General features: G+C 67.1%; 27 protein-coding genes and 1 pseudogene. 7 read left to right on the forward strand and 21 right to left on the reverse strand.

The window, feature by feature from the left end; translation table 11 throughout:
- The first annotated feature begins 202 nt into the window (after positions 1-202).
- Positions 203-1,366, forward strand: a complete 1,164-nt coding sequence (locus tag BAMB_RS19545) for an MFS transporter (protein WP_041491473.1) — start codon at positions 203-205, stop codon at positions 1,364-1,366.
- Positions 1,367-1,389: 23 nt separating this feature from the next.
- On the opposite strand, the gene BAMB_RS19550 is transcribed toward BAMB_RS19545, so the two are convergent.
- The 3 genes from BAMB_RS19550 to BAMB_RS19560 all read right to left on the reverse strand — a co-directional run bounded on the left by BAMB_RS19550 (position 1,390) and on the right by BAMB_RS19560 (position 2,774).
- Complete coding sequence (locus tag BAMB_RS19550; RefSeq protein ID WP_012366135.1) at positions 1,390-1,638, reverse strand: hypothetical protein; 249 nt, start codon at positions 1,636-1,638, stop codon at positions 1,390-1,392.
- A 275-nt stretch (positions 1,639-1,913) separates the two neighbouring features.
- Entirely contained in the window at positions 1,914-2,444 is a 531-nt protein-coding gene (locus BAMB_RS19555; protein WP_011658903.1) for an acyltransferase, read from the reverse strand.
- Between the two features lie 3 nt (positions 2,445-2,447).
- Positions 2,448-2,774, reverse strand: a complete 327-nt coding sequence (locus BAMB_RS19560) for an electron transfer flavoprotein subunit alpha/FixB family protein (RefSeq protein WP_227739387.1) — start codon at positions 2,772-2,774, stop codon at positions 2,448-2,450.
- On the opposite strand from BAMB_RS19560, the gene BAMB_RS34105 reads away from it, so the two are divergent.
- A complete protein-coding gene (locus BAMB_RS34105; protein ID WP_227739388.1) occupies positions 2,734-2,823 on the forward strand; it encodes a hypothetical protein in 90 nt (29 codons plus the stop codon). The two genes, BAMB_RS19560 and BAMB_RS34105, sit on opposite strands and share 41 nt — an antisense overlap.
- Before the next feature lie 294 nt (positions 2,824-3,117).
- On the opposite strand, the gene infA is transcribed toward BAMB_RS34105, so the two are convergent.
- From infA to BAMB_RS19590, 6 genes and pseudogenes are all read right to left on the reverse strand, one after another.
- Positions 3,118-3,381 (reverse strand): translation initiation factor IF-1, encoded by a 264-nt coding sequence (gene infA, locus BAMB_RS19565; protein WP_006751842.1) that lies wholly within the window; start codon positions 3,379-3,381, stop codon positions 3,118-3,120.
- A gap of 459 nt (positions 3,382-3,840) precedes the next feature.
- Positions 3,841-4,044, reverse strand: coding sequence for a cold-shock protein (locus BAMB_RS19570; RefSeq protein WP_006751843.1), 204 nt, complete (start codon positions 4,042-4,044; stop codon positions 3,841-3,843).
- 342 nt (positions 4,045-4,386) lie between these two features.
- Positions 4,387-4,635, reverse strand: a pseudogene (locus BAMB_RS19575) (VOC family protein); the annotation flags it as partial.
- A gap of 212 nt (positions 4,636-4,847) precedes the next feature.
- Complete coding sequence (locus tag BAMB_RS19580; protein WP_006753827.1) at positions 4,848-5,264, reverse strand: type II toxin-antitoxin system VapC family toxin; 417 nt, start codon at positions 5,262-5,264, stop codon at positions 4,848-4,850.
- Positions 5,251-5,487 carry a FitA-like ribbon-helix-helix domain-containing protein gene (locus BAMB_RS19585; RefSeq protein ID WP_006753828.1) on the reverse strand — a complete coding sequence of 79 codons (237 nt, stop codon included), beginning with the start codon at positions 5,485-5,487 and terminating at the stop codon, positions 5,251-5,253. The genes BAMB_RS19580 and BAMB_RS19585 overlap by 14 nt, the downstream gene beginning before the upstream one ends.
- A gap of 246 nt (positions 5,488-5,733) precedes the next feature.
- Positions 5,734-6,936, reverse strand: a complete 1,203-nt coding sequence (locus BAMB_RS19590) for a glycosyltransferase family 87 protein (RefSeq protein ID WP_041491474.1) — start codon at positions 6,934-6,936, stop codon at positions 5,734-5,736.
- A gap of 226 nt (positions 6,937-7,162) precedes the next feature.
- On the opposite strand from BAMB_RS19590, the gene BAMB_RS19595 reads away from it, so the two are divergent.
- Positions 7,163-8,389: an acyltransferase family protein gene (locus BAMB_RS19595; RefSeq protein ID WP_041491475.1), complete on the forward strand. Its 1,227-nt coding sequence runs from the start codon at positions 7,163-7,165 to the stop codon at positions 8,387-8,389.
- A gap of 724 nt (positions 8,390-9,113) precedes the next feature.
- Here BAMB_RS19595 and BAMB_RS19605 read toward each other — a convergent pair.
- Complete coding sequence (locus tag BAMB_RS19605) at positions 9,114-9,983, reverse strand: LysR family transcriptional regulator (RefSeq protein ID WP_011658910.1); 870 nt, start codon at positions 9,981-9,983, stop codon at positions 9,114-9,116.
- 140 nt (positions 9,984-10,123) lie between these two features.
- Between BAMB_RS19605 and BAMB_RS19610 the strand changes: the two genes are divergently transcribed.
- Positions 10,124-11,512, forward strand: a complete 1,389-nt coding sequence (locus BAMB_RS19610; protein WP_011658911.1) for a DHA2 family efflux MFS transporter permease subunit — start codon at positions 10,124-10,126, stop codon at positions 11,510-11,512.
- Between the two features lie 25 nt (positions 11,513-11,537).
- Here the strand turns inward: BAMB_RS19610 and BAMB_RS19615 are convergent, their stop codons facing one another.
- Both BAMB_RS19615 and BAMB_RS19620 read right to left on the reverse strand, forming a co-directional pair.
- Positions 11,538-11,918: a DUF4377 domain-containing protein gene (locus BAMB_RS19615; protein WP_041491477.1), complete on the reverse strand. Its 381-nt coding sequence runs from the start codon at positions 11,916-11,918 to the stop codon at positions 11,538-11,540.
- 104 nt (positions 11,919-12,022) lie between these two features.
- Positions 12,023-12,241, reverse strand: a complete 219-nt coding sequence (locus BAMB_RS19620; protein WP_011658913.1) for a YXWGXW repeat-containing protein — start codon at positions 12,239-12,241, stop codon at positions 12,023-12,025.
- A gap of 119 nt (positions 12,242-12,360) precedes the next feature.
- On the opposite strand from BAMB_RS19620, the gene BAMB_RS19625 reads away from it, so the two are divergent.
- Positions 12,361-13,413, forward strand: a complete 1,053-nt coding sequence (locus BAMB_RS19625; RefSeq protein ID WP_011658914.1) for an RNA-guided endonuclease InsQ/TnpB family protein — start codon at positions 12,361-12,363, stop codon at positions 13,411-13,413.
- A gap of 56 nt (positions 13,414-13,469) precedes the next feature.
- Here the strand turns inward: BAMB_RS19625 and BAMB_RS19630 are convergent, their stop codons facing one another.
- The 7 genes from BAMB_RS19630 to BAMB_RS36285 all read right to left on the reverse strand — a co-directional run bounded on the left by BAMB_RS19630 (position 13,470) and on the right by BAMB_RS36285 (position 19,493).
- Positions 13,470-14,633 (reverse strand): DUF1501 domain-containing protein, encoded by a 1,164-nt coding sequence (locus BAMB_RS19630; RefSeq protein ID WP_011658915.1) that lies wholly within the window; start codon positions 14,631-14,633, stop codon positions 13,470-13,472.
- 2 nt (positions 14,634-14,635) lie between these two features.
- Positions 14,636-16,030, reverse strand: a complete 1,395-nt coding sequence (locus tag BAMB_RS19635) for a DUF1800 domain-containing protein (RefSeq protein WP_011658916.1) — start codon at positions 16,028-16,030, stop codon at positions 14,636-14,638.
- A 204-nt stretch (positions 16,031-16,234) separates the two neighbouring features.
- Complete coding sequence (locus BAMB_RS19640) at positions 16,235-17,080, reverse strand: GNAT family N-acetyltransferase (protein ID WP_011658917.1); 846 nt, start codon at positions 17,078-17,080, stop codon at positions 16,235-16,237.
- Between the two features lie 227 nt (positions 17,081-17,307).
- A complete protein-coding gene (locus tag BAMB_RS19645; RefSeq protein WP_011658918.1) occupies positions 17,308-17,811 on the reverse strand; it encodes a periplasmic heavy metal sensor in 504 nt (167 codons plus the stop codon).
- A complete protein-coding gene (locus BAMB_RS19650; RefSeq protein ID WP_011658919.1) occupies positions 17,808-18,227 on the reverse strand; it encodes a hypothetical protein in 420 nt (139 codons plus the stop codon). The genes BAMB_RS19645 and BAMB_RS19650 overlap by 4 nt, the downstream gene beginning before the upstream one ends.
- On the reverse strand, positions 18,224-18,976 hold the full coding sequence (locus tag BAMB_RS19655) for an RNA polymerase sigma factor (RefSeq protein WP_011658920.1): 753 nt from the start codon (positions 18,974-18,976) through the stop codon (positions 18,224-18,226). The genes BAMB_RS19650 and BAMB_RS19655 overlap by 4 nt, the downstream gene beginning before the upstream one ends.
- Positions 18,977-19,193: 217 nt before the next feature.
- Positions 19,194-19,493, reverse strand: coding sequence for a YXWGXW repeat-containing protein (locus BAMB_RS36285; protein WP_011658921.1), 300 nt, complete (start codon positions 19,491-19,493; stop codon positions 19,194-19,196).
- A 317-nt stretch (positions 19,494-19,810) separates the two neighbouring features.
- Here BAMB_RS36285 and BAMB_RS19670 point away from each other — a divergent pair, with 317 nt between their 5' ends.
- Entirely contained in the window at positions 19,811-21,505 is a 1,695-nt protein-coding gene (locus tag BAMB_RS19670) for a purple acid phosphatase family protein (protein ID WP_041491654.1), read from the forward strand.
- 112 nt (positions 21,506-21,617) lie between these two features.
- Here the strand turns inward: BAMB_RS19670 and BAMB_RS19675 are convergent, their stop codons facing one another.
- Positions 21,618-22,250: a LysE family translocator gene (locus tag BAMB_RS19675; RefSeq protein ID WP_011658923.1), complete on the reverse strand. Its 633-nt coding sequence runs from the start codon at positions 22,248-22,250 to the stop codon at positions 21,618-21,620.
- A gap of 129 nt (positions 22,251-22,379) precedes the next feature.
- Positions 22,380-23,276 (reverse strand): LysR family transcriptional regulator, encoded by an 897-nt coding sequence (locus tag BAMB_RS19680; protein ID WP_011658924.1) that lies wholly within the window; start codon positions 23,274-23,276, stop codon positions 22,380-22,382.
- Between the two features lie 305 nt (positions 23,277-23,581).
- On the opposite strand from BAMB_RS19680, the gene BAMB_RS19685 reads away from it, so the two are divergent.
- Positions 23,582-23,839: a hypothetical protein gene (locus BAMB_RS19685; RefSeq protein WP_006478949.1), complete on the forward strand. Its 258-nt coding sequence runs from the start codon at positions 23,582-23,584 to the stop codon at positions 23,837-23,839.
- Positions 23,840-24,110 lie beyond the last annotated feature (271 nt).

Here is a 24,110-nt window from a genome sequence, read left to right on the forward strand (position 1 = left end):
TAAGCGCGATGCGCGTCGATTGTCGCTAAGACAGCGTCCCCGCAGCGCGCAATGACACGTGCAATCGAGCGTGTTCGCACCATGTCGGACAAAAGCCAACGACCCTGTTGCATCGCAACGAATGCGGGCATTCCGCATCGGTCCTGGTCCATACTGTCTCGCAATCGACCACTCCCCGACCGTCGTCGCGCGGTTGGCTGTCATGCGCGTTCATAGTGCATTGCTCTTTCTCGTCGGCACCCTGCTTACCGCGGGCGGCTACGGCGCCACGTTCCTGCTGTCGATGCGTTTTCGCATGATCGGCGGCAGCGATCTCGATACCGGCGCGGCCCTGGCCGCCGCGACGGTCGGCACCTTCGCCGGCCTGTCGGTGGTCGGCTGGTTCTCGCGGCAGATCGGCGCCGCGCGAATCGCCGCGTTGTCGTCGCTGTGCATCGGTGCCGGCATCGTGGGCTTCGCACTCGTCGGGCGCGCGCCGTCCGCCGACTTGCTGGCCGGCTTCCTGGTCGGCTTCGGCTGGGGCGCGTTTCACCTGGCCGCACCAATGTCGCTCGCGGAGCGCACCAGCGGCGCCGCGCGAAACGTCTGGTTCTTCCGGTCGGCGACCTTCCAGATGACGGGGATCGGCGCATCCCCGGCATTTGCCGCGTATGCGATGCGGGTGCTCCACTGGTCGATCGACGACACGCTTTACGCGGTCGGCGCGCTGTGCGCACTCGCGTCGCTGATGCTGGAGGCGTTCGGCCGCCTGTGTCCGCGCCCGCCCGCCGCCGTGTCCGGCGGCCGCTGGGTCCGCGAGCTTCGCGCCATTTCGCGCACGCGCGCGGCCGTGCCGATCGCGATGATCGCGCTCGGTACCTGCGTGTTCTCGGGCCTGATGACGTTCCAGATGTCGTTCATGCAAGGCACGCAAGCGCGCCCGGGCACATTCTTCAGCCTTTACACGGTGACGGTCGTGACCGCGCGCTGGCTGCTCGGCAAATGGGTGCGAATGGCGCGTCCGGAAATCGCGACCAAAGGGTTGCTCGTGACGATGTTGCTCGGGGCGCTCGCGATGTTCGGCGCGTCCTCGCACGCGTCGTTCCAGTCGATCGCGGCGGTGCTGCTCGGCGCAGGCTACGGGCTCGTGTATCCGGTCATCCAGGCGCAGGCGCTCAACGATTGCCCGCCCACGCAACAGCACGGCGTGCTCACGTGGTTCGTCGCGTCGTATTTCATCGGCACGTTCGGCTTTCCGTCGGTCGGTGGCTGGGTGATGGTGCACGCGGGCAAGGGTGCGTTGCTGATGCTCATCGCGAGTTGTGGTCTCGCGGCGCTGTCGCTCGCGTTCCTGCACGACCGCCCGGCGCCGGCGCGCACGCGATGAGCGGCGTCGTGATGCCGGTGCGGCTAACTGGATTTCTTCGGTGCGCGTGCGACGGAAAACCACGCCATCGCCGCGCCCGCGACCCACGCGCAGGTCACCAGCAGGTCGAAGTCCATCATCGCCTCGAAATTCGCACTGTTCTCGAAGCTGCAATGCCGGCCGTGAAGGAATTCGATGCAACCGCTGACGACCCACTGGACGTGCATGAATACGTGATAGACGGCGAAGGCCGAAGCGATGACGGCGACGCGCAGGGGTATAGTCGTTTTCATTCGGCGCCGGAGGCGGTAGGCTGATCTGACGCCGATCTTAAGACAACGACGCCGCATCAGGCAATCGATCCCGCGCGAACGTCATGACCGGCATGCACGATAGCGAATCGCCATCCGCATAAACCCCGAGGAAACTCATGTCCGAACCTCACACGATCGCGCTGATCGTCGATCCTGAATACGGTGAGCGGATTCGTGCGGTTGTCGCGGGCGTTTGGCACGTGTGGGTCGTGACGTGACATGGCATGAACGATGCGGCCGTCGATGCGCGCCGCCTACGCGTCGTCGATCTGCCTGAGCGTCTTCAGGCAATCCACCGCAAGCTGCTGATAGACCCGCGTGCCGTTCGCCTTCGCCGCGATCTCCGCGTCGTTCAGTCGCCGCACCACGCGCCCCGGCACGCCCGCGAGCAGCACGCCGCGCGGCACGTCGTAGCCGGCCTTCACGAACGCGCACGCGGCGACGATCGTCGTCGCGCCGATCGTCGCTCCGTCCATCACGACCGCGTTCATCCCGCTCATCGTGTCCGGTTCGAGCGTCGCGCCGTGCACGATCGCACCGTGTCCGATGTGGCTGTTCATGCCGAGGCGGCACGTCTCGCCGATGCCGACGTGCAGCACGCAACCGTCCTGCACGTTGCTGCCTTCGTCGACTACGATCGCGCCGAAATCGCCGCGCAGGCTCGCATGCGGGCCGATGTAGCAGCGCGCGCCGATCGTCACGTCGCCAATCACGACCGCGCTCGGATGAACGTACGCGGACGGATCGACGCGCGGGCGCGTGCCGTTGAATTCGAACAGCGGCATCGCTCAGAGCACCGCGGCCGCTTCGGGCACGAGCGTGAACAGGTCGCCGACGAGGCCGTCATCGGCCACGCTGAAGATCGGCGCTTCGGGTTCCTTATTGATCGCGACGATCACCTTCGAATCCTTCATGCCTGCCAGATGCTGGATCGCACCCGAGATGCCGACTGCGATATACAGCTGCGGCGCGACGATCTTGCCGGTCTGGCCGACCTGGTAGTCGTTCGGCACGTAGCCGGCGTCGACTGCGGCGCGCGATGCGCCCAGCCCGGCGCGCAACATTCTGGTCGAACTGGGCCGGCAACGGCTCGTCGGCGGTGAGGAGGACATGATCGAGGATGCGGCGCTGACGATGGTGCGCGCGCGGGCGGTGGCGGCGTAACCTGCGTAGCTTGATGGCATCGGGCGGCGTCGTCGCGGTCCGCGGGCGGCTTGACGCGCAAGCCGGCGCGGTCGCATTTCGCGACGCGCATCGATGCGTTCTTGCGGGGACACGGCCGCTCGAGCGTTGCACACGCGGCGCGACCGGAAAAGAGGACCTTGGCCGCCGCGGCACTGCACGCCGCCGGCGACCGACGAACGGCGCTGATCTCGCCGTCCATCCGGTGTGTCCGACCGTACGGGATGGTCGGACAGGTTTCGATCGGCGCAGCGTTGCGCGCCCGACCGTTACTGCTTAGCGACGCGGTTGCCCGCTGCGCGGCGGACGCGTCGAGTTCGCGTCCTTGTGACGGAAGTTGATGCGCCCCTTCGTCAGGTCGTACATCGACAGTTCCAGCGTCACACGATCACCCGCGAGAATGCGGATGTGGTTCTTGCGCATGCGGCCCGACGCGTACGCGCCAACCACAACGCCGTTTTCCAGCGTGACACGGTATTTGCTGTCCGGCAGCACTTCGTCGACGATTCCGTCCAGTTCCAACAGTTCTTCTTTTGCCAAACCAATTCCTCCAGAGAAGGTGAATGACCGCGGCCACGGCGAGCTCACCGGCGCCGTGGCCCGCAACGGGACGGCCGCCGGCAGGATGTCGGGTTTCAATTCGTTCAGACGGGCGACGGGCCCATCTTGCAATCGGAGCCCGGCGCATTGCGGCGGTCGGGCGGTCAGTGGCGGCGGTGCGATCAGCACCGCGCAAAGTCGGGACCGTGCCATGTGCGGCATGGCGACGGCCTACGGGTTGCAGCATGGGCCGCTGGCGACGCGGCGAGCGCTTCGCGAGGGCGTTGAATCGCACGTCGTACGGACCTGCGATGTGAGGGAAGCACACGACCGATGCATCGTGTATACCGCGATGCATCGGTCGTGTGCGTCGGAACGCGCAGGACACCGGCTTGGGCCGGCATCCGCGCGAGCTCCGTCCGGCAGCGGCCGCCATTCGGCGGCCGGTGCCGACACGGCTTACTGCGGCGTGATGTTCGACGCTTGCAGGCCCTTCGGGCCACGCTTCACTTCGTAGCTGACTTTCTGACCTTCGGCCAGGGTCTTGAAGCCCGTGCCGCGAATTTCAGAGAAATGGGCGAACAGATCGTCGCCGCCGTTGTCCGGGGAGATGAAACCAAAGCCCTTGGTTTCGTTGAACCACTTGACGGTACCGGTATCCACAAATACTTCCTTAATACGATTGAGAACAGCGCCCGCAACGGGCACAGAAAGAATCAAAGAGGGAGAGACCAACGACTGCCGCACAATGTGCAGTGCGGCCAATGATGAGCAATCGAACTTCTTGAAGACTTCGGTCTCGGACACTACGCGGTGCCGGCCGATCCGTCAAGCTCTTTTCGATGCGGCGCAGGCGCACGATAGCGTGTCCGCCTTGCCTGGCGGGCCTCTGCGGCAATCGGGAGGGAGTAACGCGACCCTCCCCTTTTTTTGCCGCGCGACGCCGTTACCGCGGTTCGAACACGTGATGCAGCGCCGGCGGCGTCCCGCCGTCGCGGATCGTCATCTCGAACGCCTTGCGAGCGCCGCGTCGAACGCGGCGCCGTCGGGCAGTTCCCAGCCCGACGCGAAATAGCGGTCGGTCGTGCCCGGGACGATCACGTAGCGGAAATCGCGTTCGTCCATCTTCGGGTACAGCGCGCCGTCGGGCGCGTCGAGCACCTGCATGCCCAGCACGTCTCGCGCGTAGCTGCGCCACGCATCGACGCGGGTCGCCTCGACGACGACGTAGCCGAGCGCACGGACATCGATCATGTCGGCCTCCTCCAGGTTCAGAATCCGTTGTTCGTGAAAGGATTCTGGCCGGTCGCGGATGGCGTCACATCGTCTGCTGGGACGAGAGGCGGAGGGGAATTGGCGGGGAGCGGATGGAAAATCGGGTCCTCCGCGCAAGCCCGATGGGACGAGCCATGCGCGACGGAGAAGACGGGAAGCTGGGCGGATTGCCGCGATGCCCGCGACTTCGATCAATCGAACGGGTTCAGCAGCCGGACGCCGGTGCGAGCGAAATCGTCGACATTGCGGGTAACGACCGTCAGATCGTTGATCAGCGCGGTGGCCGCGATCAGGTGATCGAGGGCGTGGGCCGGATCGGGCACGCGCAAATGGCCCCACATCTGGGCGGTCTCGATATCGACGGGCAGGATGTTCGACGCATAGCCGGACAGGATCGTCGCCATCCATGCCTCGAGCGCCGACGCCTGCGGATGATCGCCGCGATGACGGATCAGGTCGACGCCGCGCCGCAGTTCGGCCACCGTCACGACCGACAGGTAAAGCGGGCTCGCGTCGGCCTCCGCCTGCCTGAAGAACGCGCGCACGCCGCGGTTGGTTCGCTTGCCCTTTCTGATCTCGCTGATGACGTTCGTATCAATCAAAAACACGCCTGACCTCGCCGGAATCCTGAACACGTTGGAAATCCGCGTCTTCGCCGACGTCCGGCATGCTCATCAGCACTTGCGCGAATGTCCGTCGTTTCGGCCGGCCGAGCGCCTCGGCCAGAATGGCCCGATGTTCGGCCTCGGCGCTCCTGCCGTTGGCCGCGGCCTGCTCGCGCAGGCTCTGAACGATACTGTCATCCACGTTACGCACCAGAAGATTTGCCATGGGTCCCTCCATCCAGATTGCTATCAATGATAGCGCCGTGACGGTGAATTGCAAGCATTGCTATCATCGTGACGACCAGATGGAAGACGGAAGTCGGCGCGGGCCGGCGGCAACGGGCAACAGAAAGCCCTGCGCCGCTGGCCCGACGCGTCGAACTGCTGTCGTGCACGGTAAGCCGAATCGAGGCGATGAAAAAGACGGCCGAATGGCCATGCACCGGCAGGCGGCCCAGGCAGATGCGCGTCGTCAGGTGCGCAACCGCGTCGAATCCGACGCGCGCTGTACGACCATCGCGAGCACCGCCATCAGGACCGCGGCCGCAACCGGCCACATCGTGCCGGCGATGACCGCGACGAACGCCTGGGCGGGCGCGATCCACGCGAGTGCCAGCACGACCGATTCGAGCCGGTTCGGCCGGACGTTCCGGCAGTCGAGCAACAGGAAGGTCAGCGGCAACACCAGCCACAGCAGGTCGTAATACATGTAGTACGGCTGCACCAGCAGCGTCGCCGCGGCCAGTGCCGCTGCGCGCAGTTCGAAGCGCGCCGCGCGCCGCGTCCAGACGTACACGACGGCCGCGGCGGCAGCCACCGCGACGCACATCTGCACGCCATACGCGAACTGGACCGACAGGCCCGCGGCCCGCGCGCCCCCGACCAGCGACGGCATGCCGCGCCACAGCGTCTCGCCGTGCTCGACCACACCGCGGTTGAAGACGGGCAGGAACGCAAGAAATGCGGTCCACGCCTGCAATCCGAACACAGCCACCGAGGTCGCGACGATCGCGGCACTGAACAAGCCCGCCGACACCAGCGCTTTCCAGTGCCGCCCGCAGATCAGCGCCAGCGGGAACAGCACGCCGTATTGCGGCTTCACGACCAGGATCGCGATGAAGGCGCCGGCGATGACCGGACGCGATCGCAACAGCAGCAATGCCGCTGCGGCCGCCGTGACGGTCAGGAACGCATTCTGCATCGAGAGCGCGGCGCCGATGAACCCCGGAAATGCGGCGACCACCATCCGCCACTGGCCGTCGAGGGGGCGCGTCAGCCGCGCGACGACGGCAGCGTAGCAGACGATCGCCAGTACGCCGAACAGCACGAGAGCGGGCACGAACGGCAGCAGGCCGAACGGGATGACGACGAGCAGGAAGGTCGGCGGATACGGCCAGGGCGCGAAATTATCGAACGGCCGGAGCGCGGCCTCGATCGGCTGGATCCATTGCGGCGAGAAGATCGCCGTCGGGCCATGCTCCAGCGCGACCCGCGCCGTCGCCCAGAATATCGCGAAGTCCGACCCGACCATCGGCGCGGACCGGTCGTGCAACCCGTAATAGCGGACCGCCCAGACGACGAGGAACAGCAATTGCAGCACGAGCGCCGCTGCGGCATACGTTGCGACACGCCGCGCATCGACCATGCGATCGTCCGACCCGCGTATCGTCTCCATCGCCCACCCCGCGTCTTTTTGTTCCAGTGAAGTACAGATGACGGCCGCCGCATCGAAACATCATGTTGCATCTCCATGCGGCACGCCGTCGTGACCGTTTGATACCATCGACGCACAAGACCGGCGATCGAACGCCGCACGAAGCGCGCAGAAGACCTTGCATCGACGCGGACCATCCGTGCCTGAAATCCCGATCCAAGCGATCCAAGACACGAGACGCCCTTCAGTGGACCTGATTACCCCTTCTCTGGATACCCTGTTTTCCCCGACTCCCGACAAGCTCTACTTCCCGGCCTGCCTTGCGGCCGTCGCGATCATCGCGTGGCTCGTCGCGAGGCACGTACCGTTCTACCGGTCGGCCGTCGACAAATCGCTGTCGATGCGCCATCCCAACCTGGACGGATTCCGCGGCATCCTGGCGACCTCCGTCGTGTTCCATCACTTCGCGTGCAACCAGGGCTTGCTGTCGACCGGCGTCTGGGGCGCCCCCTCCGACTTCCTGCGCAATCTCGGCACGATTCCCGTCGCGCTGTTCTTCATGGTCACCGGGTTCCTGTTCTGGGAACGCGCGTGCAGGGGGACGTTCGACGTGCGGAGCTTCTTCGTCGGGCGCGTGCGGCGCGTCGCCCCGCTCTACCTCTTTTACGCGATCGTCATCGTCGCCTGCACGCTGTACTGGTTTCCCGGCAATGTCGTCGACGCGCCGATCCGGTTGCTGGCCGATCTGCTCAAAGCCGTTTCGCTCGGCTGGTTCGGCGCATTCCCGGTCAACGGCGCGGAACACACCGGCTATCTGAGCGGCGTCTGGTGGACGCTCGCGTACGAATGGCGGTTCTACGTCGCCATTCCGTTTCTCGCGTGGTTCGTCGCGACGCGCGCGTGGCGCAAGCTGCTCGCGCTCGCGATCGTCACGTTCTGCGCCGCGCTGTTCGGGCCGCCCGGCGGGATGGCCCTGCTGTTCGCGTTCGGCGCGCTGGCGTTCGAGGCATCGCGACATCCCGCGATCCGCTCGCTGCTGGGCACGAAATCGGCGGCCACCGTCGCGCTGCTGATTCTCGCCGTCGCCCCGTATCCGGCCGAACGCTACTCGATCGAGGGCGCGCTGCCGCTGCTCCCAGTGTTCCTGTGCGTCGCGTGCGGAAACACGTTCTATGGCGTGCTCGAAACCCGACCGCTCGCGCTGCTCGGCACCGCCAGCTTCAGCATCTACATGCTCCACATGGCGATCGTGTACGCGATCGTCCGCGCGTTCAACAAGTTCGTTTTCCCGATCAATTCCGTTGACGACTCCGGCGTCTGGGCGCTGTCGCTCGCGTGCGCACTGGTCGCCGTCTTCTGTGCGCTGCTGACTTACCGCTACATCGAGCACCCGTTCATCGCGACGCGCAACGACGCGCGCCCGGCCCGCAGGACGGTTGAACCCGCACGCGAGCAAAGCACGGTCGCGCTATGACGCACGCGCGGCTCAGAATCGATACGAGATCCCGATCTGGAGGACCGGATACCACCGATACCGCGACATCTTCCGATTCAGTTCATCGAGGCCGCTGGAGACCAGAATCCGGCTCTTCTGCGGTCCGGCCGCGGCGGCCAGTGCACCGTTTGGGCCTCGACCCGCCGCGAGCAGCGCATGCCGCCACGCGCAGCGGGTCCCCCGGCACGACACCTTGCAAGCAAGCTTGCTGTTTGACGGATCGAGCATGCGGTGCCCGTTCGTGTCGCCGATACGACGCTGCGCGCGTCCGACACGTCGGGCCGCCATCCCGCGGCTCGAGCCGATCCCCGATGTTTCGATGTCGTTGCGTGCCGCTCCCGCGATTTATCGTGAATATCAGTTGCGGTTGTCACGAGCGGCACGGGGCTCACCGCAAGGCGTGTGCCATACCGCGCGAACCCGCGCGGGACAAGCGTCGCCCTTACCTGCCCGGCGTGACGCGTGGGGGAATCGACGGAAATGTTTCAGGAACGCATCTGTTTTCGATGCGTCATCGTCGTGCAGATGACCGGCGGTTTCGCGCAGCGGGCGCTGCAATGCACGTCGGACACGCACAGGTGAGTCGTCGGCATACCGAGAGCGGCGATGCGTGGCGCGTGGCACGGCCGCGGGCGCCCGGGAGGATGCGGTGCGATCGGCAGCTGTCGGCTAACTGTCGGCAGCTGTCAGGTAACGCTATGCGCTACACGCCCTGATCGGCCGCGCCGGGGGCGCGCAGGTCGCTGGTTTCCAGCAGCTCGAGCAGCGTGCCGGCCGGCTGGCTGAGCCGCTTCGCGGCGAGCGCGATGAATTCGACGTCGGGCAGCGCGGGCAGCCCGTCGCCGTTTACCGGCGTCGCCAGGCCGCGCGCCGACAGATACTGCGACGTCGCGGTGAGCCCGAGCCCGGCCCGCGCGGCCGCGATGCAGCCCGGCTGGCTGCTGCTCGAACACACGACTTCCCAGCCGATCCCCTTTTCCGCGAGCGCGTTCAGCACGACCGCGCGCGTGACGCTCGGCTCGGCCACCAGCACGAGCGGCAGCGGCCGCTCCAGATCGACCACGGTGCCCGGCCGCGCGACCCATTCGAGCCGCGCGCGCAACAGCGGCGTGCCGCGCCGCTCGCCGAGCCGCCGCTTGCCGATCATCAGGTCGAGCGCGCCCGCATCCATCAGTTCGTAGAGCCGGCTCGTCATGCCGGTCGTGATTTCCAGCGCGACGTCGGGGTGCGCGGCGCGAAACGCCGCGAGCACGTCCGGCAGCGCGACCAGCGCGAGATCGTCCGACGCGCCGAGCCGGACGCGGCCCTGCAACCGCGGCTTGCGAAACTGCGATTCCGCGCGGTTCAACGCCTGCAGGATCACGTTCGCATGCACGAGCAGCGCCTCGCCGTCGGCCGTCATCGCGATCGAATGGGTATCGCGCACGAACAGCCGCCGGCCGACGCTCTCTTCGAGACGACGGATGTGTTCACTGACGCTCGACTGGTTGAGCCCGAGCTGCCGCCCCGCTTCGGTGAAGCTGCGGCAGTTCGTGACGGTCGCGAACGTCTTGAGCCAGACGGGATTGAGCATCCCGCATTGTCATCGCCGATTACGATGACAGTCAATGCCATCAGGCAGCTTCCCGATAACCACCGGAATCGATACCATCCAGTGCTTGTAGACCGGCGGTACCACGTCGCCATGCCGGTCGCCGCACTTCCCACTTCGTCATGTCCCGCGAACCTTCACATTCCGCGCTGCTGTGGATCGTCGCCGCCGCGTTCTTCATGCAGTCCCTCGACACGACGATCGTCAACACCGCGCTGCCGTCGATCGCGCAGAGCCTGCATGCGTCGCCGCTCGCGATGCAGCCGGTCGTGGTCGTCTACACGCTGACGATGGCGATGCTCACGCCGGCGTCCGGCTGGCTCGCCGACCGGTTCGGCACGCGCCGCGTGTTCTCGCTCGCGATCCTGGTGTTCTCGCTTGCATCGATCGGCTGTGCCGCGTCGCACACGCTCGGCCAGCTCGTCGTCGCGCGTGCCGTGCAGGGCATCGGCGGCTCGATGCTGCTGCCGATCGGGCGGCTTGCGGTGTTGCGCCGCGTGCCGGGCGAACAGTACGTCGCGGCGATCGCGTTCGTGTCGATCGCCGGGCAGCTCGGCCCGATCGTCGGGCCAACGCTCGGCGGCTGGCTCACGCAGGCGATTTCCTGGCACTGGGTGTTCATCGTCAACGTGCCGGTCGGCGTGGTCGGCTTCATCGCGGTGCAACGCTTTCTGCCGCACGACCACGCGACCCGGCCGCCGCCGTTCGACTTCGTCGGGTGTGCATTGCTGTCGGTCGCGATGCTCGCGCTGTCGCTCGCGATCGATCCGCCGATGCCCGCGCACCGCGCCGGCTGGGCGATCGGGCTCGCCGTGCTCGGCGTGGCGAGTGCCCTTGCGTACCTGCCCCACGCGCGGCGCCGCGCGCAGCCGCTGTTCCGGCTCGGGTTGTTCCGCGAGCCGAACTTCGGCTCGGGGCTACTCGGCAACCTGCTGTGCCGGATCGGCACGAGCGCGGTGCCGTTCATGCTGCCGCTGCTGATGCAGGTGCAGCTCGGCTATACGCCGCTGCAGTCGGGGATGATGATGCTGCCGGCCGCGATCGCCGGCGTGATCGCGAAGCGCTGGATCGCGCCGCTCGCGAAACGCTTCGGCTATGCGACGTTTCTGGTCGTGAACACGGGGATCGTCGGCTGCGCGATCGCGGGGTTCGCGCTGGTGTCGGCGCGGCCCGCGCCGGCGCTGGAGATGGCGTTGCTGATCGTGTTCGGCGCCGCGAACTCGATGCAGTTCGCCGCGATGAACGCCGTGACGCTCAAGGGGCTGTCGCACGCCGACGCCGGCAGCGGCAACAGCCTGTTCACGATGATGCAGATGCTGGCGATGGGGCTCGGCGTGTCGATCGGCGGCGGGCTCGTGAACCTGTTCGCCGCGCGTTGGGGCTCGATGGCGAACGGCTTCATGTTGTCGTTCGTCTGCATGGGCTCGGTCACGCTGCTGTCGTCGGTCGTGTTCCGGCGGATCGATACTGCGGGGCCGCCGAGGCCGGTTGTGCCGCGGGCGTCTGCGTAATCGGCGCCGCGGGCGGGCGCAGCCGTCAGTTCACCTGACGCCGCTCGACGACACGCTTGAGCACCCAGCGGATCGACGAAGCGTCGGCCGGCGGTTGCGCCACGCGGTACTCGTCGACTTCCAGCACGTATTGATAACCGGGCTGGTACGCAAAGCCTTCGATACCCGCGTACCAGAGGCTCCACGGCTCGGCCGGGCTGCTTCGCACCTGCAGGCAATCCATCGGGGCGACGCCCGTGCAGCGGGCGGCCTGCGGCGCGACATACACGGTCCTGGTCACGGGACGGCCATCCGTCGGGCGTGCCGCGCGCGGGTCCGTCGCGGCCGCGTTGGTCTGGCATCCGGCGAGCAGCGTGCTGCCGGCAATCACGGCCGCGCCGAGCAGCGTTCTGGTGTTGCGAATCAGCTGGAGGTCCTCAGGAAGCGTTGGCGGGCCGATTAGACGAGCGCCGCGCCGGGAAAGTTCACAAACGGCTTACAGCCGGTGTGCCGGCCCGCCGTTCGCCCGCTTCAATACACGGCCACCCAGTGGCCCGGCACCCACGCCCAGTGGTTGCCGGCCCAGCGGTAATGGCCTTTCACCCAGCGATAGCCGGGCGCGGGCGGCGGCGGCGCCACCTCGACGACCGGCGCGGGCTGCGGCGGCCGCGCCGGTTCGACCACGCACGCGGACATCAGCGCGGCGCTCGCGCTCACCAGTACGGCAAGCGATACGGATCGGATCTTCATCAGAATTTGCTCCGAGAAACCCCGCCATTTCCCCCAAGGGGACTTCCTTCGGGGCGGATGGCAGGAAGGAAAGGAGTGCTGTTGACAGGCAGCTTCTTCCACGGGTTAGGATCACCGGCATGATTCTTGTCTACCGCTACCGCGTGAAGTCGCTCAACGGACTGCTCAACAAGCAGAGCCGTGCGGTGAACTACGTCTGGAACTTCTGCAATGACACGCAGAAGCACGCGCTCAAGTGGAGCAAGAAATGGCCGACGGGCTTCGATCTGAACGTGCTGACGACGGGGAGCAGCAAGGCGCTCGGCATCCACTCCGGCACGATCAACGCGACGTGCGAGCAATATGCGAAGTCGCGCAGTCAGCACCGTCGGCCCTACCTGCGCTATCGCGGCAGGAAATCGCTGGGCTGGGTGCCGCTGAAGGGCCGTGACCTGAAGCGCGAGGGTGACGCGTTCCGTTTCGCCGGCAACACGTTTCGCGTGTTCAACAGCCGGGCGCTTCCCGAAGGCAAGATCAAGGACGGGACCAACTTTGCGCAGGATGCACGCGGCAACTGGTTTCTCAACATCGTGATCGAGATGCCCGATGTGCAGGCCCGCCCGGTCCGTTCCGGTGTTGGCATCGATCTCGGCCTGAAAGACTTCGCCACACTTTCGACCGGCGAGAAGCTGCCCAATGACCAGTTCGGTCGACGCGCGACGGAAAAGCTTGCGAAAGCGCAACGGGCGCGCAAGCACAAGCGACATATCGCGAAGTTGCACGCCAAGGTCGCGAATGCCCGCGCCGATTTCCAGCACAAGCTCGCGCTCGATCTGGTGCGGCGTTTCGATTACATCGCGGTCGGCAACGTGTCGGCCGCGAAGCTCGCCAGAACCAGGATGGCGAAGAGCGTCTACGACGCATCCTGGTCGTCCTTCCGAAGCAAGCTCCGCTACAAGGCGATCGCGCACGGGGCCACGTTCGAGGAAGTCGACGAAAGCGGTTCTACCCAGTCCTGTTCGGCGTGCGGGTCGAAAGACAGCACGACGCGGCCGAAAGGTATCGCCGGACTGCGAATAAGAGAGTGGGCCTGCAGTGACTGTGGTGTCGTGCATGATCGAGATACCAACGCTGCCGTGAACATTCTCCGATGCGGACGTGCATCGCCAGGTGTGGGAATCACCTGCCTTTAGGCGGGTGAGGACGTCAAGTAATCGGTTGGCGGATGCGAACGCACGCATGGCGCGCGTCACACGGTTGCGCGAATGAGGCCCGTCATCGGCCGTGTCGTGCCGCTTTCCGCGAACAGCGTGGACGCGGTACGGCCGGGATCGAGCCGCAGGCTTTCGGCGGCCGCGCCCGCGATCAGCGCGTCGAGCGACGCGGTCGGTTTCAGGTCGCGCCCTTCGTACAGGTCGCCCGGCCGCAAGCCGGGCCAGTCGGCGATCACGCGGCCGCCCGCGACCGCCCCGCCCGCCAGCATCGCGACCGACGCCTGCCCGTGATCGGTGCCGCCCGTGCCGTTCGCGGCGGCCGTGCGCCCGAACTCGGTCGCGACGAGCACCGTGGTCTGCTGCCATACGGGCCCGAGTCCGTCGCGCAACGCGGCGAGCATCGTGTCGAGCGCCTTCAACTGGTTCGCGAGCCGCGCGTTCTGCGCGCTGTGCGTGTCCCAGCCGCCCGTCTCGATCATCGCGATCCGCGGGCCATCGTCGCGTGCAAGAAACGTCGCCGCGAGCTTGCCGACGCCTGCCGGGTCCTGACGCGCATGCGCATCGCCGGCGAGCCCGCGCGCGGCCATCGCCGACTGCCACAGCGGCCCGAGCTGCGCGTCGGCCTCGTAAAGCGCCGACACGCGCGCGAGCAGATCGTCCGGCGCGGCTGGCAAACCGGACGCCGCATACGACGCGGCCTGCACGCCGCCGCGCAAGGCGAGCGGCACCGTCGGCGCGAATGCGATCGCGCGCTCGCGCGTCGCCGGCAACATCGCGGCGAGGCGGTTCAGCCAGCCGTCCTTCACCTGGTATGGCGCGCGGCCGCCCGTCTCGAGCACGTTCTGGCCATCGAAATGCGAGCGGTCGCGATACGGCGATGCGATCGCGTGGACGAACAGCGCCTGTTTGTCGCGAACCATCTGTGCGGTCTGCACGAGCGACGGATGCAGCGCGAACGTGCCGTCGATGCGTATCGCCGTCGACGAATCGATCGCCAGCGGCCCGCGCAGCGACGCATACGCGGGCTCCGCATACGGGACGACGATGTTCAGCCCGTCGGCCGCGCCGCGCTGGATCACGAACACGAAGCGCCGGTCGGTTTCGACGTTCGCGAACACGATGCGCGGTGCGACGAGCATTGCGCCTGCGCCGGCCGCGGCAATGCTCAGGAAATGCCGACGGGTAATGGATCGAGCCATGTTCATCTCCGTTGGAAATCGGGCGACACGAGCAGCAGTGCGAGCGACGTGGTCGCGCTTTCGGCACGCGACAGCGCAGTCGCCGTCGGCTCGCTCAGCGAGCCGGCCAGCAGCGTGTTGCCGAGCGTGCGTGGATCGAGCCGGTCGCCCGTGCGTGCGGCGAGCCGCTGCGCGATTTCCACGCGTCGCACCAGCGCGTCGGGCGCGGCCCAGCTCGCGGCCAGATCGTCGTAGCCGGCCGGCGACCCGGGCCGCCACACCGGCTGGCCGAGTTGCGCGAGCAGCGGCGCGGCCTTCAGGTCGCTCGCGTCGCGCCAGCCGAGCCCGCGCAGCGACGACACGGCCCACTCCCACGGCGTCTTGAACTTGCGATTGACCGGCGACCATGCATCCGGCGCATCGACGAGCGCGCGATAGACCGTCGGCAAATCGCCACCGCTCGTCTCGAAGGCGCGGGCGAGCCGGTCGGTGAGCGCGGGCGGCGGATTGTCGGCGATGAAATGGCGCGCGAGCTGGAACGCGATATGCCGGCCCGTTGCCGGCGAACGTGCGAGGTCGCCAAGGATTGCGCGCGCCTGCGCTTCGCCAGGCTGGTCGTAGGTGCGGCCCATTACCGTGCGAGCGCCCGGTTCGTGCAGCTTCGGGCGAAACACGAACGCGCCGGGTGCCGCATCGCCGGGCTGCGGGCCGCGTCCGCCGGCGATGCTCCAGCCGGTCAGCGCACGCGCGAATTCCGTCACGTCCGCTTGCGTATAGCCGGTGCGTACGCCGAGCGTATGCAGCTCCATGATCTCGCGCGCGAGGTTCTCGTTGAGACCACGGCGCGTCGCCGGATCACGGGCTTCGGCGCGCATCGCGGCCGGACTGTCGGGGCCGACCGAGCGTGCCTGGTCGAGGAACAGCTGCATCGCGGGATGCTGTTCGACGGCGACGAGCATGTCCTCGAAGCGGCCGAGCACGTGCGGGCGGATCGCATCGCGCTCGAATGCGCCCGCGTACGCGGCGACCTGCCCCTTGTCGACCGACACCGCGAAATGGTTCGCCCAGAAATGCACGAGGCGCTCGACGAACGGCGCGGGTGTGGTGAGCGCGGTGTTCAGCCGCGCGGCGACCGCACTGCGATACGCGTCGTAGCCGTCGCGACGGATCGACTGCGCGGTCGCGCGCTTGGCTGCCGCGTCGTTGCTCGTCATCGCGTTGCGGGCGTTCGCGAAGCGCGTCGCGAGCGTGACCGCGTCCGGTTCAGCGGCCCATGCGGCCGGCCGCGCGTCGTAACGGTCGAATTGAGCGATCAGCGCCGCCTTCGGATCCGCAGGCGGCGCTTCGTCCGCCCGCGCGCCGAGACCGAAGCGGTTCAGCGCGATGGCGGCCGGTGAGATGTCGTTCGGATGGTCCATGACGGGGGTTCTCGCGATGCGTACCCGTGTTTAACGGGCGGCGGGGGGAAATCCGTCGGGGGATGTGAGAAATATTTTTTGGGGTGTCAGCGCGTGCGTCTTGCGATCGGCTTTCAAACGCCGGCGGGCAGTCGGGTCGTCGCGCGCTGAATTTTTGTCATGGATGGCGAAACGATTGCCCTGCCGTGCGCACGTTCGCGGCTATCACCCCAACTCGAACGACGTCACGCCGAACACGCGATCGATCGCAATCGCGGGCACTTCTTTCGTATACATCCGCGCGGTCTCGAATACGCTCGACATGCCGTGCCGTTCCGCCAGCGCAACAGCCGCAGGATTCGTTTCCGGCACGTCGAGCGTGATCACCTCGCCGGGCATCCGCGCCGCCAGCGCACGAAACAGCCCCGTGGCGATCCCGGCATCATCGGCAAAGAGCGGGCCGATCTTGCAGCCCGCCTTGCAGCGGCGTATGACACCGTAGCCGGCGACACGGCCACCATCGATCGTTGCGAGCGCAACGGCATCCGGTTGAGCAATCCAGACCGAGACGAAACGCTCGCGCGCTGCGGGGAAACACCGGCGATCGTAGGCAAGCAGCTGCTCGAACGGTACATCGGCCGCTGCCGCCACATGCGCGCACCCGATGCCGTCGACGCGCCCCTGATAGCGGATGTTGCGATACGCGAGCCGGAACCCGGACTTCGCGTAGCTCGCCTGCCGGGCAACGACACCGTCGAGACCGATGTTACGGTCTCCAAGGTAACGCACGCCGTGTTGCCAGATGCGCAAACCGAAGCCTTGGCCGCGAAACGCGGGTTTCACGATGTAGAGACCGATGAAGCCGAAGCGCTCGTCATAGGCGACAGCGGCGAGGCAAGCGACCGGCTCGCCACGCCAGACGCCGACGAAAAAACCGGCCGGGTCCGCTTCCCTGAAACAATGCGGGTCGTGCAAGCCGGGGTTCCACCCTTCTGCAGCCGCCCATTCGACCGACATGGCCACCTCGTCGGCCGACATGGTACGCACGATAAAGTCTTCACCTCGATTCATGGTTCGCCCCTGTCGCGGCCCTCGAGCTTGCCGCATCGCGTTGCGGTGGATATACCGGGGAGGCACCGGCCGGCCGACGGAACAGGCTGTGCAAACCCGGCCTGAACCGAGACGGGCCGGCGAAATCGATCGCCCCGGAATTCGCATGCCCTCGGACCGCTATTACCGATCGGGTCATCATAATCCCGCAGACGGGTATCTCGTGGAGCGCCGTCACGCAACGCCGCTCACTGCCCCTCCACCGCCCCCAGCTTCTTCTGCAACCTCGCCGGCAACCGCCAATTCCCACTCCGCCGCAATCCGTCGACGAACTTCGCACGCTCATCCGGCGTCAACGTCGCCGCGAAATCGACCACGCTCCGCTCGACCTGTCCGCGCAACGCACTGTCCGCCGCTCGAGTACGATCGAGCGCCGCATCGATCGCCGGACGATCGAGCTGCGGCGCGGCCAGCAAATCCAGCACCGTGATCCGCCCATCGCGCCCTTCCCGCGCGAAATCGCGACCGTCCTTGCGCGCCGCCTTCAACGCCGCGACGAATTCCTGCCGACGCGCATCGGACAATTCGTCCGCGGCGAACCGCAATGCCGTCCGTTGTCCGGGCATCCCGCCCGCATGCAGCTCGCGATGCGTCGAGAACCACTGATACACGCCGCCGCCAATCGCGCCGAGCATGAACACGTTCAGCACGACAGACCCGACGAGAATGAATTTCCAGCCGCGTTCGCTCATTCGTCGCCTCCGTCGATGCTCGGGCCGCCGAAGGTCGTCGTCAGGTAGCCCGGTTCGTGTTGCGCGATCGGTGCGCTACCGAGCATCAGCATCGACACGGCCACCGCACCCGCCAGTGCGCCGGCCAACCCGACGCCCGCGAACGCCGCGCCCGACCACCACACCTTTCCTCGTCGCCGCGCACGTTGCGGCGCGGGCGCCGACGCGACGATGCGTTCGACGAGCGCCGGCGCGGGCGGCGCGACCGTATCCTGTATGAGCCATGCATCGAGCTCGGCGGCATCGTCGAGCGCCGCGAGCGCATCGCGCGGATGCGCTTGCGCCCACGCTTCGGCCGCCGCGCGTTCGTCTTGCGGCCAGCGCCGCGCATCCGAGCCGTACGCGGCGACGATGGTACGGAATCGTTCGGGTGTCATCGCTTGTCCTCGCTAGGTGGGTCGCCGGCCAGTTGCGCGCGCAGGTTGCGCCTCGCGCGCGCGAGCAGGCTTTCCAGCGCATCGACGGTGATGCCCATCAGGTTGGCCGCTTCAATATTCGACATGTCCTGATAGTACTGGAGCACGAGCGCTTCCCGCTGCCGGGGCGGCAACGCAGCGAGCGCCTGGCGCACGCGCGCGTCGCGCGAGCGTAACTCCGCTTGCGCGGCCGGCTCGGGTTGCGTGTCAGGCACGTCGGGCAGCATGTCGACCGGCTCCTCGCGTCGTCCGCGCAAGCGGTCGTAGCACAAGTTCAGCACGACGCGATGCAGCCACGTGTCGAAGCGTGCTTCACCGGCCCGCCAGCGCGGCGCTTGATTCCAGATCCGCAGGAAGGTTTCCTGCGCAACGTCTTCGGCTTCGGCCCGGTCGCCGAGCATGCGCGTCGCGAGCGCGAGCAATCGCGGCAGCTTGCGTGCGACGAGCACGCGCACGGCCGACGCGTCGCGCGCGCCGACCCGCGCGACGAGTTCCGCGTCCGGATCGGCGTCGCTCAACGCAGGCCGCTCCGCAACGTGCCGTGCGAACGCCGCATGCTGCAAGCGGGTAGGCCCGCGGTCCGGCTGAAGCTCATCGTCGTGCTCTCCTTGCATGCGTCGCGCGGGCACCGGACGGCGCCAGGACGACGCGTCGGCAACGCGCCCGAGATCGGCCCGGGCAGTTTCGTCGACATCCGGCTCGAACGGCATATCGATCCTGTCGATCGCTCGCCGACCGGCGCGATCAATATACGACGACCGGCGCGGGCCGGTAATACACCGGACGCGCCGGCACCACGACACAGCCGGCCAGCACGATGGCCGCGGCTGCCAGGATCACGAGAGTTCGAAAAGGCATGGCTCGACGGATGAGGTTACGTGGAAGTCCCGCCACACGGGCGCAGCGCGCCGCGCGGCACGCTGCGCATCACGCCCAGTGACCGGGCACCCAGCGCCAGTTTGGCCCACCCGCGACCCAATGCCCGGGCACCCAGTGATAACCGGCGCGCACCCCTTGCCAGTGCCCGGGAATCCACACGTAACGGCCATGCCGCCAGTGCCAGTGGCCCTGATCCCACACGTAGCCCGCGCGCGGCGCCGGCATCACTTCGACGCGCGGCGGCGGCGGTGCGACCGGCGCGACGATGACGGCCTGGGCGAATACGGCGGACGTCGCCAGCGCGGCTACGCATGCCGCGGCAAACCGTAATGAAATGGAAAGTTTCATGCAAGACTCCGAAGCGTCGTGTATCGACCGTTCATGCCCGGAAGCGGCCGTTCATGCGTTAAACGACGCATTCGGCAAAATCCGTCGCGAAACCGACAAATAAATTTCCGCCGCGCCGGCAACGAACGAAACGAATGCCGCGCGCCCATCGCCGCATCGTGTCCGTACTGTGATTACCGCCTGTCACAACCCGGCAAAACTGCGCTTCGACAATGCATGTCACCGGGATCCCGCTCGTTTCCGGCCCACGCCCCCGACGCGCTCGCGCACGACCGGGCGGTTCCGCATTTCGCGTGTCATTCAACGAAAATACGATCATGTCGAACCAGGACAACTTCCCCGCCGAGTCGAACGAGTCGAACGAGCCGGCCGCTTCCGTATCGCGTCGCGGCTTCCTGAAACTGGCCGGCGTCTCCGGCCTCGCCACCGCCGCGGGCGGGCTCGCGGCCGCGCGTGCCGCCGCGTCGAATCCGGACGGCACACCCGAGCAGGTGCACCTGACGTGGGGCAACGACCCGGCGTCCGAAGTCGTGATCACGTGGGCGTCGCTCGCGCCGGCCGTCAATCCGCGCGCACGCATCCTCGCCGACGGTGAGCCGGCACGCACCGTGCATGGGGTTCAGCGCCTCTACACCGACGGCCTGAACGGCGAAACCGTGTTCACGTACCACGCCCGCGTGCACGGGCTGAAGCCGAACACGCGCTACCGCTATGAACTCACGGCCGACAACGACAGCAACGCCGCGCAGCCGTTTGCCGCAATCTTCACGACCGCGCCGCGCGGCCGCGCACGGTTTCGCTTCACGAGCTACGGCGACTTGGCGACGCCGAACGGCGCGTGGGTGCTGTCCTCGCCGCAAAGCCGCTTCGCGGTGCAGGCCGTCGAGCAGTTCCAGCCGCTGTTCCACCTGCTGAACGGCGACCTCTGCTACGCGAACCTGAACCCCGCGCATCAGCCGGAAGTGTGGCGCGACTTCGGCAACAACAACCAGACGTCGGCCGCGAATCGCCCGTGGATGCCGTGCCCCGGCAATCACGAGATCGAATTCCACAACGGCCCGCAGGGGCTCGACTCGTATCTCGCGCGCTATATGCTGCCCGAGAACGGCACGCGCTTTCCGGGCCGCTGGTACAGCTTCCGCGTGAGCTCGGTGCTGTTCATCTCGCTCGACGCCGACGATGTCGTGTACCAGGACGCGGCCGCCTTCGTCGGCGGGCCCGACCCGCTGGTGCCGGCCGCGAGCACCGGCCATGCGCCGATCGAACCGGGCACGTCGTTCTACGTGCGCGGCTACAGCAACGGCGAGCAGACGCGCTGGCTCGAACATACGCTGCGGCACGCGTCGCACGACGACGACATCGACTGGATCGTCGTGCAGATGCACCAGGACGCACTGAGTTCGTCGAAAACGGGCAACGGCTCGGACAAGGGCATCCGCGAGGCGTGGCTGCCGCTGTTCGACCGTTACGGCGTCGACCTCGTACTGTGCGGTCACGATCACGACTACGAGCGCAGCTACCCGGTGCGAGGCTGCAATCACCGCGCGGGCGTCGATGCATCGACCGGCGAAGTCGTCGAGACGCTGCAGCCGCGTCCGGTCGGATCGACGGACCCCGACCGCACGACGTTCGACACGAGCCACGGCACGATCCACCTGATCCTCGGCGGCGGCGGCACGAGTGCGCCGCTCGACGTGTACGGCGCGAACCCTGCGACCGGCTATGTGCAGGCCAAGGTCTTCACGAAGCCGAACCGGCCGGTGCCGGGCACGGCGGCGAACACGTTCGTGCGCAAGCCGGCCGATGCGCTGGAGGATGCGATCTGGTCCGCGCGCCGCGATACGGGCACGGGCTACGGGATCGCGGTGTTCGATCACGATCCGGGCAAGCCGGGCGGCCACACGACGATCACGATGCGCTACTACCACGCGCCGGGCGCGGATCAGCACCCGAGCGCGCAGTACGAGCTGTTCGAGACGATCGAGCTGAGCAAGAAGCGCGGCGAGCGCTGATGCGACTGCCGGCCGCCGCGCGTCATGGCGCGGCGGCCGGCGGAAAGTTCTGTCATGCGATGCAGCGCTATCCGCTTGTCCGGTCCCCATCCACCGCAAGCCGCCCCGCGATCTAGCTTCGCGACTCGAGCGCGATGCGCACGGCCAGCCCCGCCAGCACGGTCCCCATCAACCAGCGCTGCCCCCGCGCCCAGGCCGGCCGATCGGCAAGAAACCCCGCGATCGAGCCGGCCATGCTCGCGATCAGCGCGTTGACGCAGACGCTGACCGCGATCTGCACGCAGCCCAGTGCCAGCGATTGCACGAGCACGCTGCCGTGCCCCGGCGAAATGAACTGCGGCAGCAGCGACAGATACATCACCGCGATCTTCGGGTTCGCGAGGTTGGTGACGAAGCCCATCGTGAAGAGCCTCGCGTCGCTGTCGTGCGGCAATTGCCGGACCTGAAACGCCGAGCGGCCGCCCGGCTTGAGCGCCTGCCACGCGAGATACGCGAGGTACAGCGCGCCTGCAAAACGCAGCGCGTCATACGCGTACGGCACGGTCATCACCAGCGCGGTGATGCCGAATGCCGCGCAGAACATGTAGAACACGAACCCCAGCGCCACGCCGCCGAGCGACACCAGCCCCGCGCGGCGCCCCTGGCAGATCGAACGGGAAATCAGGTAGATCATGTTCGGGCCGGGCGTCAGGACCATGCCGAGCGACACGAGTCCGAAAGCAATCAGGGTGGGCAAGGCCGGCACGGTGGTCTCCTACGATGCAATGAAGTCAGGGCGGTGTGCAGCAATGTATTGCATGTCGATGGCTGTCGGCATGAATAAACTGCAAGCCGCCCATGAGCGCGCTTCATCGCGTCATTGCCCGTCGATGCGCTAGCTGCCCTTTTTCGTCCGTGCCTGAATCGCCTTCCCCGCCTTCGCGCGTTGCGCGTCGACCAGCTTCACGAATGCGTCGGCGACCGCATTGCCGGTCGCGTTCCACGACAGTCGCACGCTACGTTGCAGCCTGGGCGACAGCTCCAGCACCCGGCCGCCGAACCGTGTATAGGTGAGCGTGATGCGCGGGACGATCGACACGCCCATTCCCGCCTCGGCCATCGACAGGATGGTCCGCATCTCGACCACGTTGAACGCCGCGCGAAGCGACGCACCGTTGCGCGCGAAATAATCGGCGATGACCGGCCCGCACCCGGCCTTCGAGAAAATGAACGGCATCGCGGACAACAGTTTCGCCGACACGCGCTTGCGGCGGTCGAACATGCCGTCCGCCGCCACCGCGACGAAATCCTCGTCGAGCAGCGGCAGATTGTGCGCGAAAGTCTTCGTGCCGGCGACCACGCCGATGTCGGCGGTGCCGTCCTCGAGCCACCCTTCGACTTCCGCGTCGGTGCCTTCGAGCAGCACCGCCGTCACGCCCTCGTGCGCCGCTTTCAACGCCTCGAGCGCGGGGACGACGAACGCGAGCGATACGCTCGGCAGCGACGCGACGACCAGCCGCCCTTCGAGCTTGCCGCGCGCGAGGCCGAACTGCTGGCGCAATGTCTGCGCTTCCCGGACGACGTTCTGCACGTACGGCCACAGACGTTCGCCGGCGGCGGTCAGGACGACCGGCTGGCGGTCGCGCAACAGCAGCTTGACCTCGGTGATGTCCTCCAGCTCGGTCAACGCGTGGCTGATCGCCGACTGGCTGCGACTGAGCCGGTCGGCCGCGGCCGTGAGCGAGCCGAGTTCGACCACGGCCGCCAGGGCCTGCAATTGCGCGAGCGTCATCGCGCCTCCTTGTTTCGGGTCATGTATTTTTCACATGATAGAGCGACGCGTCATGAATGGTATTGAAGCGGGCCAACGAGCTCGACGGCGCGCGGTTCCGTGATCACGACCGATGCGCCGCGGCGCGCTCGGGCAAGAATCGGCCTCGGACCATATCGAACGCGGTCGCCCCGGCTCGCGCCGGCGCGGCAAAGCGCGCCCCTCGGCACCCGATCCGGTGCGCTCGGCCGCGTCGCGCCCGCGAGTCCAGTCCCCGCCCGCTACCGCCCTCTGCCGCGATCCGCAAGACGCGTTAGACTGTCCGGATGGAACAATGCCGTTATTGCCAGAGAATCCGCGATGAATGGGATTGCCACGGGGACGAATGCCGCCGGGCAATCGCGAAGGCACTGCGCCGGCAGCGCGCGGGCCTGCCGATGGTGCCCGATCGCATCCGCAACGAGCTGCCGTCCGGCGCGCCGACCCAGCAGGTGATCGCGGTCCTGTCGCGCCAGCGCCTGCGCGCGCGTCGCGGCAACGAGGAACGCCGCGAGCGCAAGGAAATCGACGACGACGGCGTCTGATTCGGCAACGCCTCGGTCCTCCCCTCTCCTGGCGCCATGCCGCCAGACGTTCGCGCCTGCCCGGCAGAACGCTTCCCCATCTTCTGCACCGACTCGTTTGCAATTCCTGCAACACGCAATAGGGACGGAACGAATTTTCCTAGTGATTATTGCCGCGCCCGCAAGGATCTTTCGCTATAACCCGCGTTTACCGTCCATCATCCGAAGCCTACGATGTAATCAATCGCTTAAGACATTGTGTCGACAGCGAAGTCAGTAGAGAACATCGGAG

The sequence above is a fragment of the Burkholderia ambifaria AMMD genome (assembly GCF_000203915.1).
In the GTDB taxonomy this organism is placed as follows: Bacteria; Pseudomonadota; Gammaproteobacteria; order Burkholderiales; family Burkholderiaceae; genus Burkholderia; species Burkholderia ambifaria.

Coding starts and splice junctions, on each gene's coding strand:
- BAMB_RS19555 (WP_011658903.1), bottom strand. CDS start 2,444: ATGCCGCTGTTCGAATTCAACGGCACGCGCCCGCGCGTCGATCCGTCC.
- BAMB_RS19645 (WP_011658918.1), bottom strand. CDS start 17,811: ATGAGCGAACGCGGCTGGAAATTCATTCTCGTCGGGTCTGTCGTGCTG.
- BAMB_RS19670 (WP_041491654.1), top strand. CDS start 19,811: ATGTCGAACCAGGACAACTTCCCCGCCGAGTCGAACGAGTCGAACGAG.
- BAMB_RS36285 (WP_011658921.1), bottom strand. CDS start 19,493: ATGAAACTTTCCATTTCATTACGGTTTGCCGCGGCATGCGTAGCCGCG.
- BAMB_RS19590 (WP_041491474.1), bottom strand. CDS start 6,936: ATGGAGACGATACGCGGGTCGGACGATCGCATGGTCGATGCGCGGCGT.
- BAMB_RS19635 (WP_011658916.1), bottom strand. CDS start 16,030: ATGGACCATCCGAACGACATCTCACCGGCCGCCATCGCGCTGAACCGC.
- BAMB_RS19680 (WP_011658924.1), bottom strand. CDS start 23,276: ATGACGCTCGCGCAATTGCAGGCCCTGGCGGCCGTGGTCGAACTCGGC.
- BAMB_RS19545 (WP_041491473.1), top strand. CDS start 203: ATGCGCGTTCATAGTGCATTGCTCTTTCTCGTCGGCACCCTGCTTACC.
- BAMB_RS19630 (WP_011658915.1), bottom strand. CDS start 14,633: ATGGCTCGATCCATTACCCGTCGGCATTTCCTGAGCATTGCCGCGGCC.
- BAMB_RS19625 (WP_011658914.1), top strand. CDS start 12,361: ATGATTCTTGTCTACCGCTACCGCGTGAAGTCGCTCAACGGACTGCTC.
- BAMB_RS19620 (WP_011658913.1), bottom strand. CDS start 12,241: ATGAAGATCCGATCCGTATCGCTTGCCGTACTGGTGAGCGCGAGCGCC.
- BAMB_RS19605 (WP_011658910.1), bottom strand. CDS start 9,983: ATGCTCAATCCCGTCTGGCTCAAGACGTTCGCGACCGTCACGAACTGC.
- BAMB_RS19685 (WP_006478949.1), top strand. CDS start 23,582: ATGGAACAATGCCGTTATTGCCAGAGAATCCGCGATGAATGGGATTGC.
- BAMB_RS19585 (WP_006753828.1), bottom strand. CDS start 5,487: ATGGCAAATCTTCTGGTGCGTAACGTGGATGACAGTATCGTTCAGAGC.
- BAMB_RS19655 (WP_011658920.1), bottom strand. CDS start 18,976: ATGCCGTTCGAGCCGGATGTCGACGAAACTGCCCGGGCCGATCTCGGG.
- BAMB_RS19640 (WP_011658917.1), bottom strand. CDS start 17,080: ATGAATCGAGGTGAAGACTTTATCGTGCGTACCATGTCGGCCGACGAG.
- BAMB_RS19650 (WP_011658919.1), bottom strand. CDS start 18,227: ATGACACCCGAACGATTCCGTACCATCGTCGCCGCGTACGGCTCGGAT.
- BAMB_RS19610 (WP_011658911.1), top strand. CDS start 10,124: ATGTCCCGCGAACCTTCACATTCCGCGCTGCTGTGGATCGTCGCCGCC.
- BAMB_RS19550 (WP_012366135.1), bottom strand. CDS start 1,638: ATGAAAACGACTATACCCCTGCGCGTCGCCGTCATCGCTTCGGCCTTC.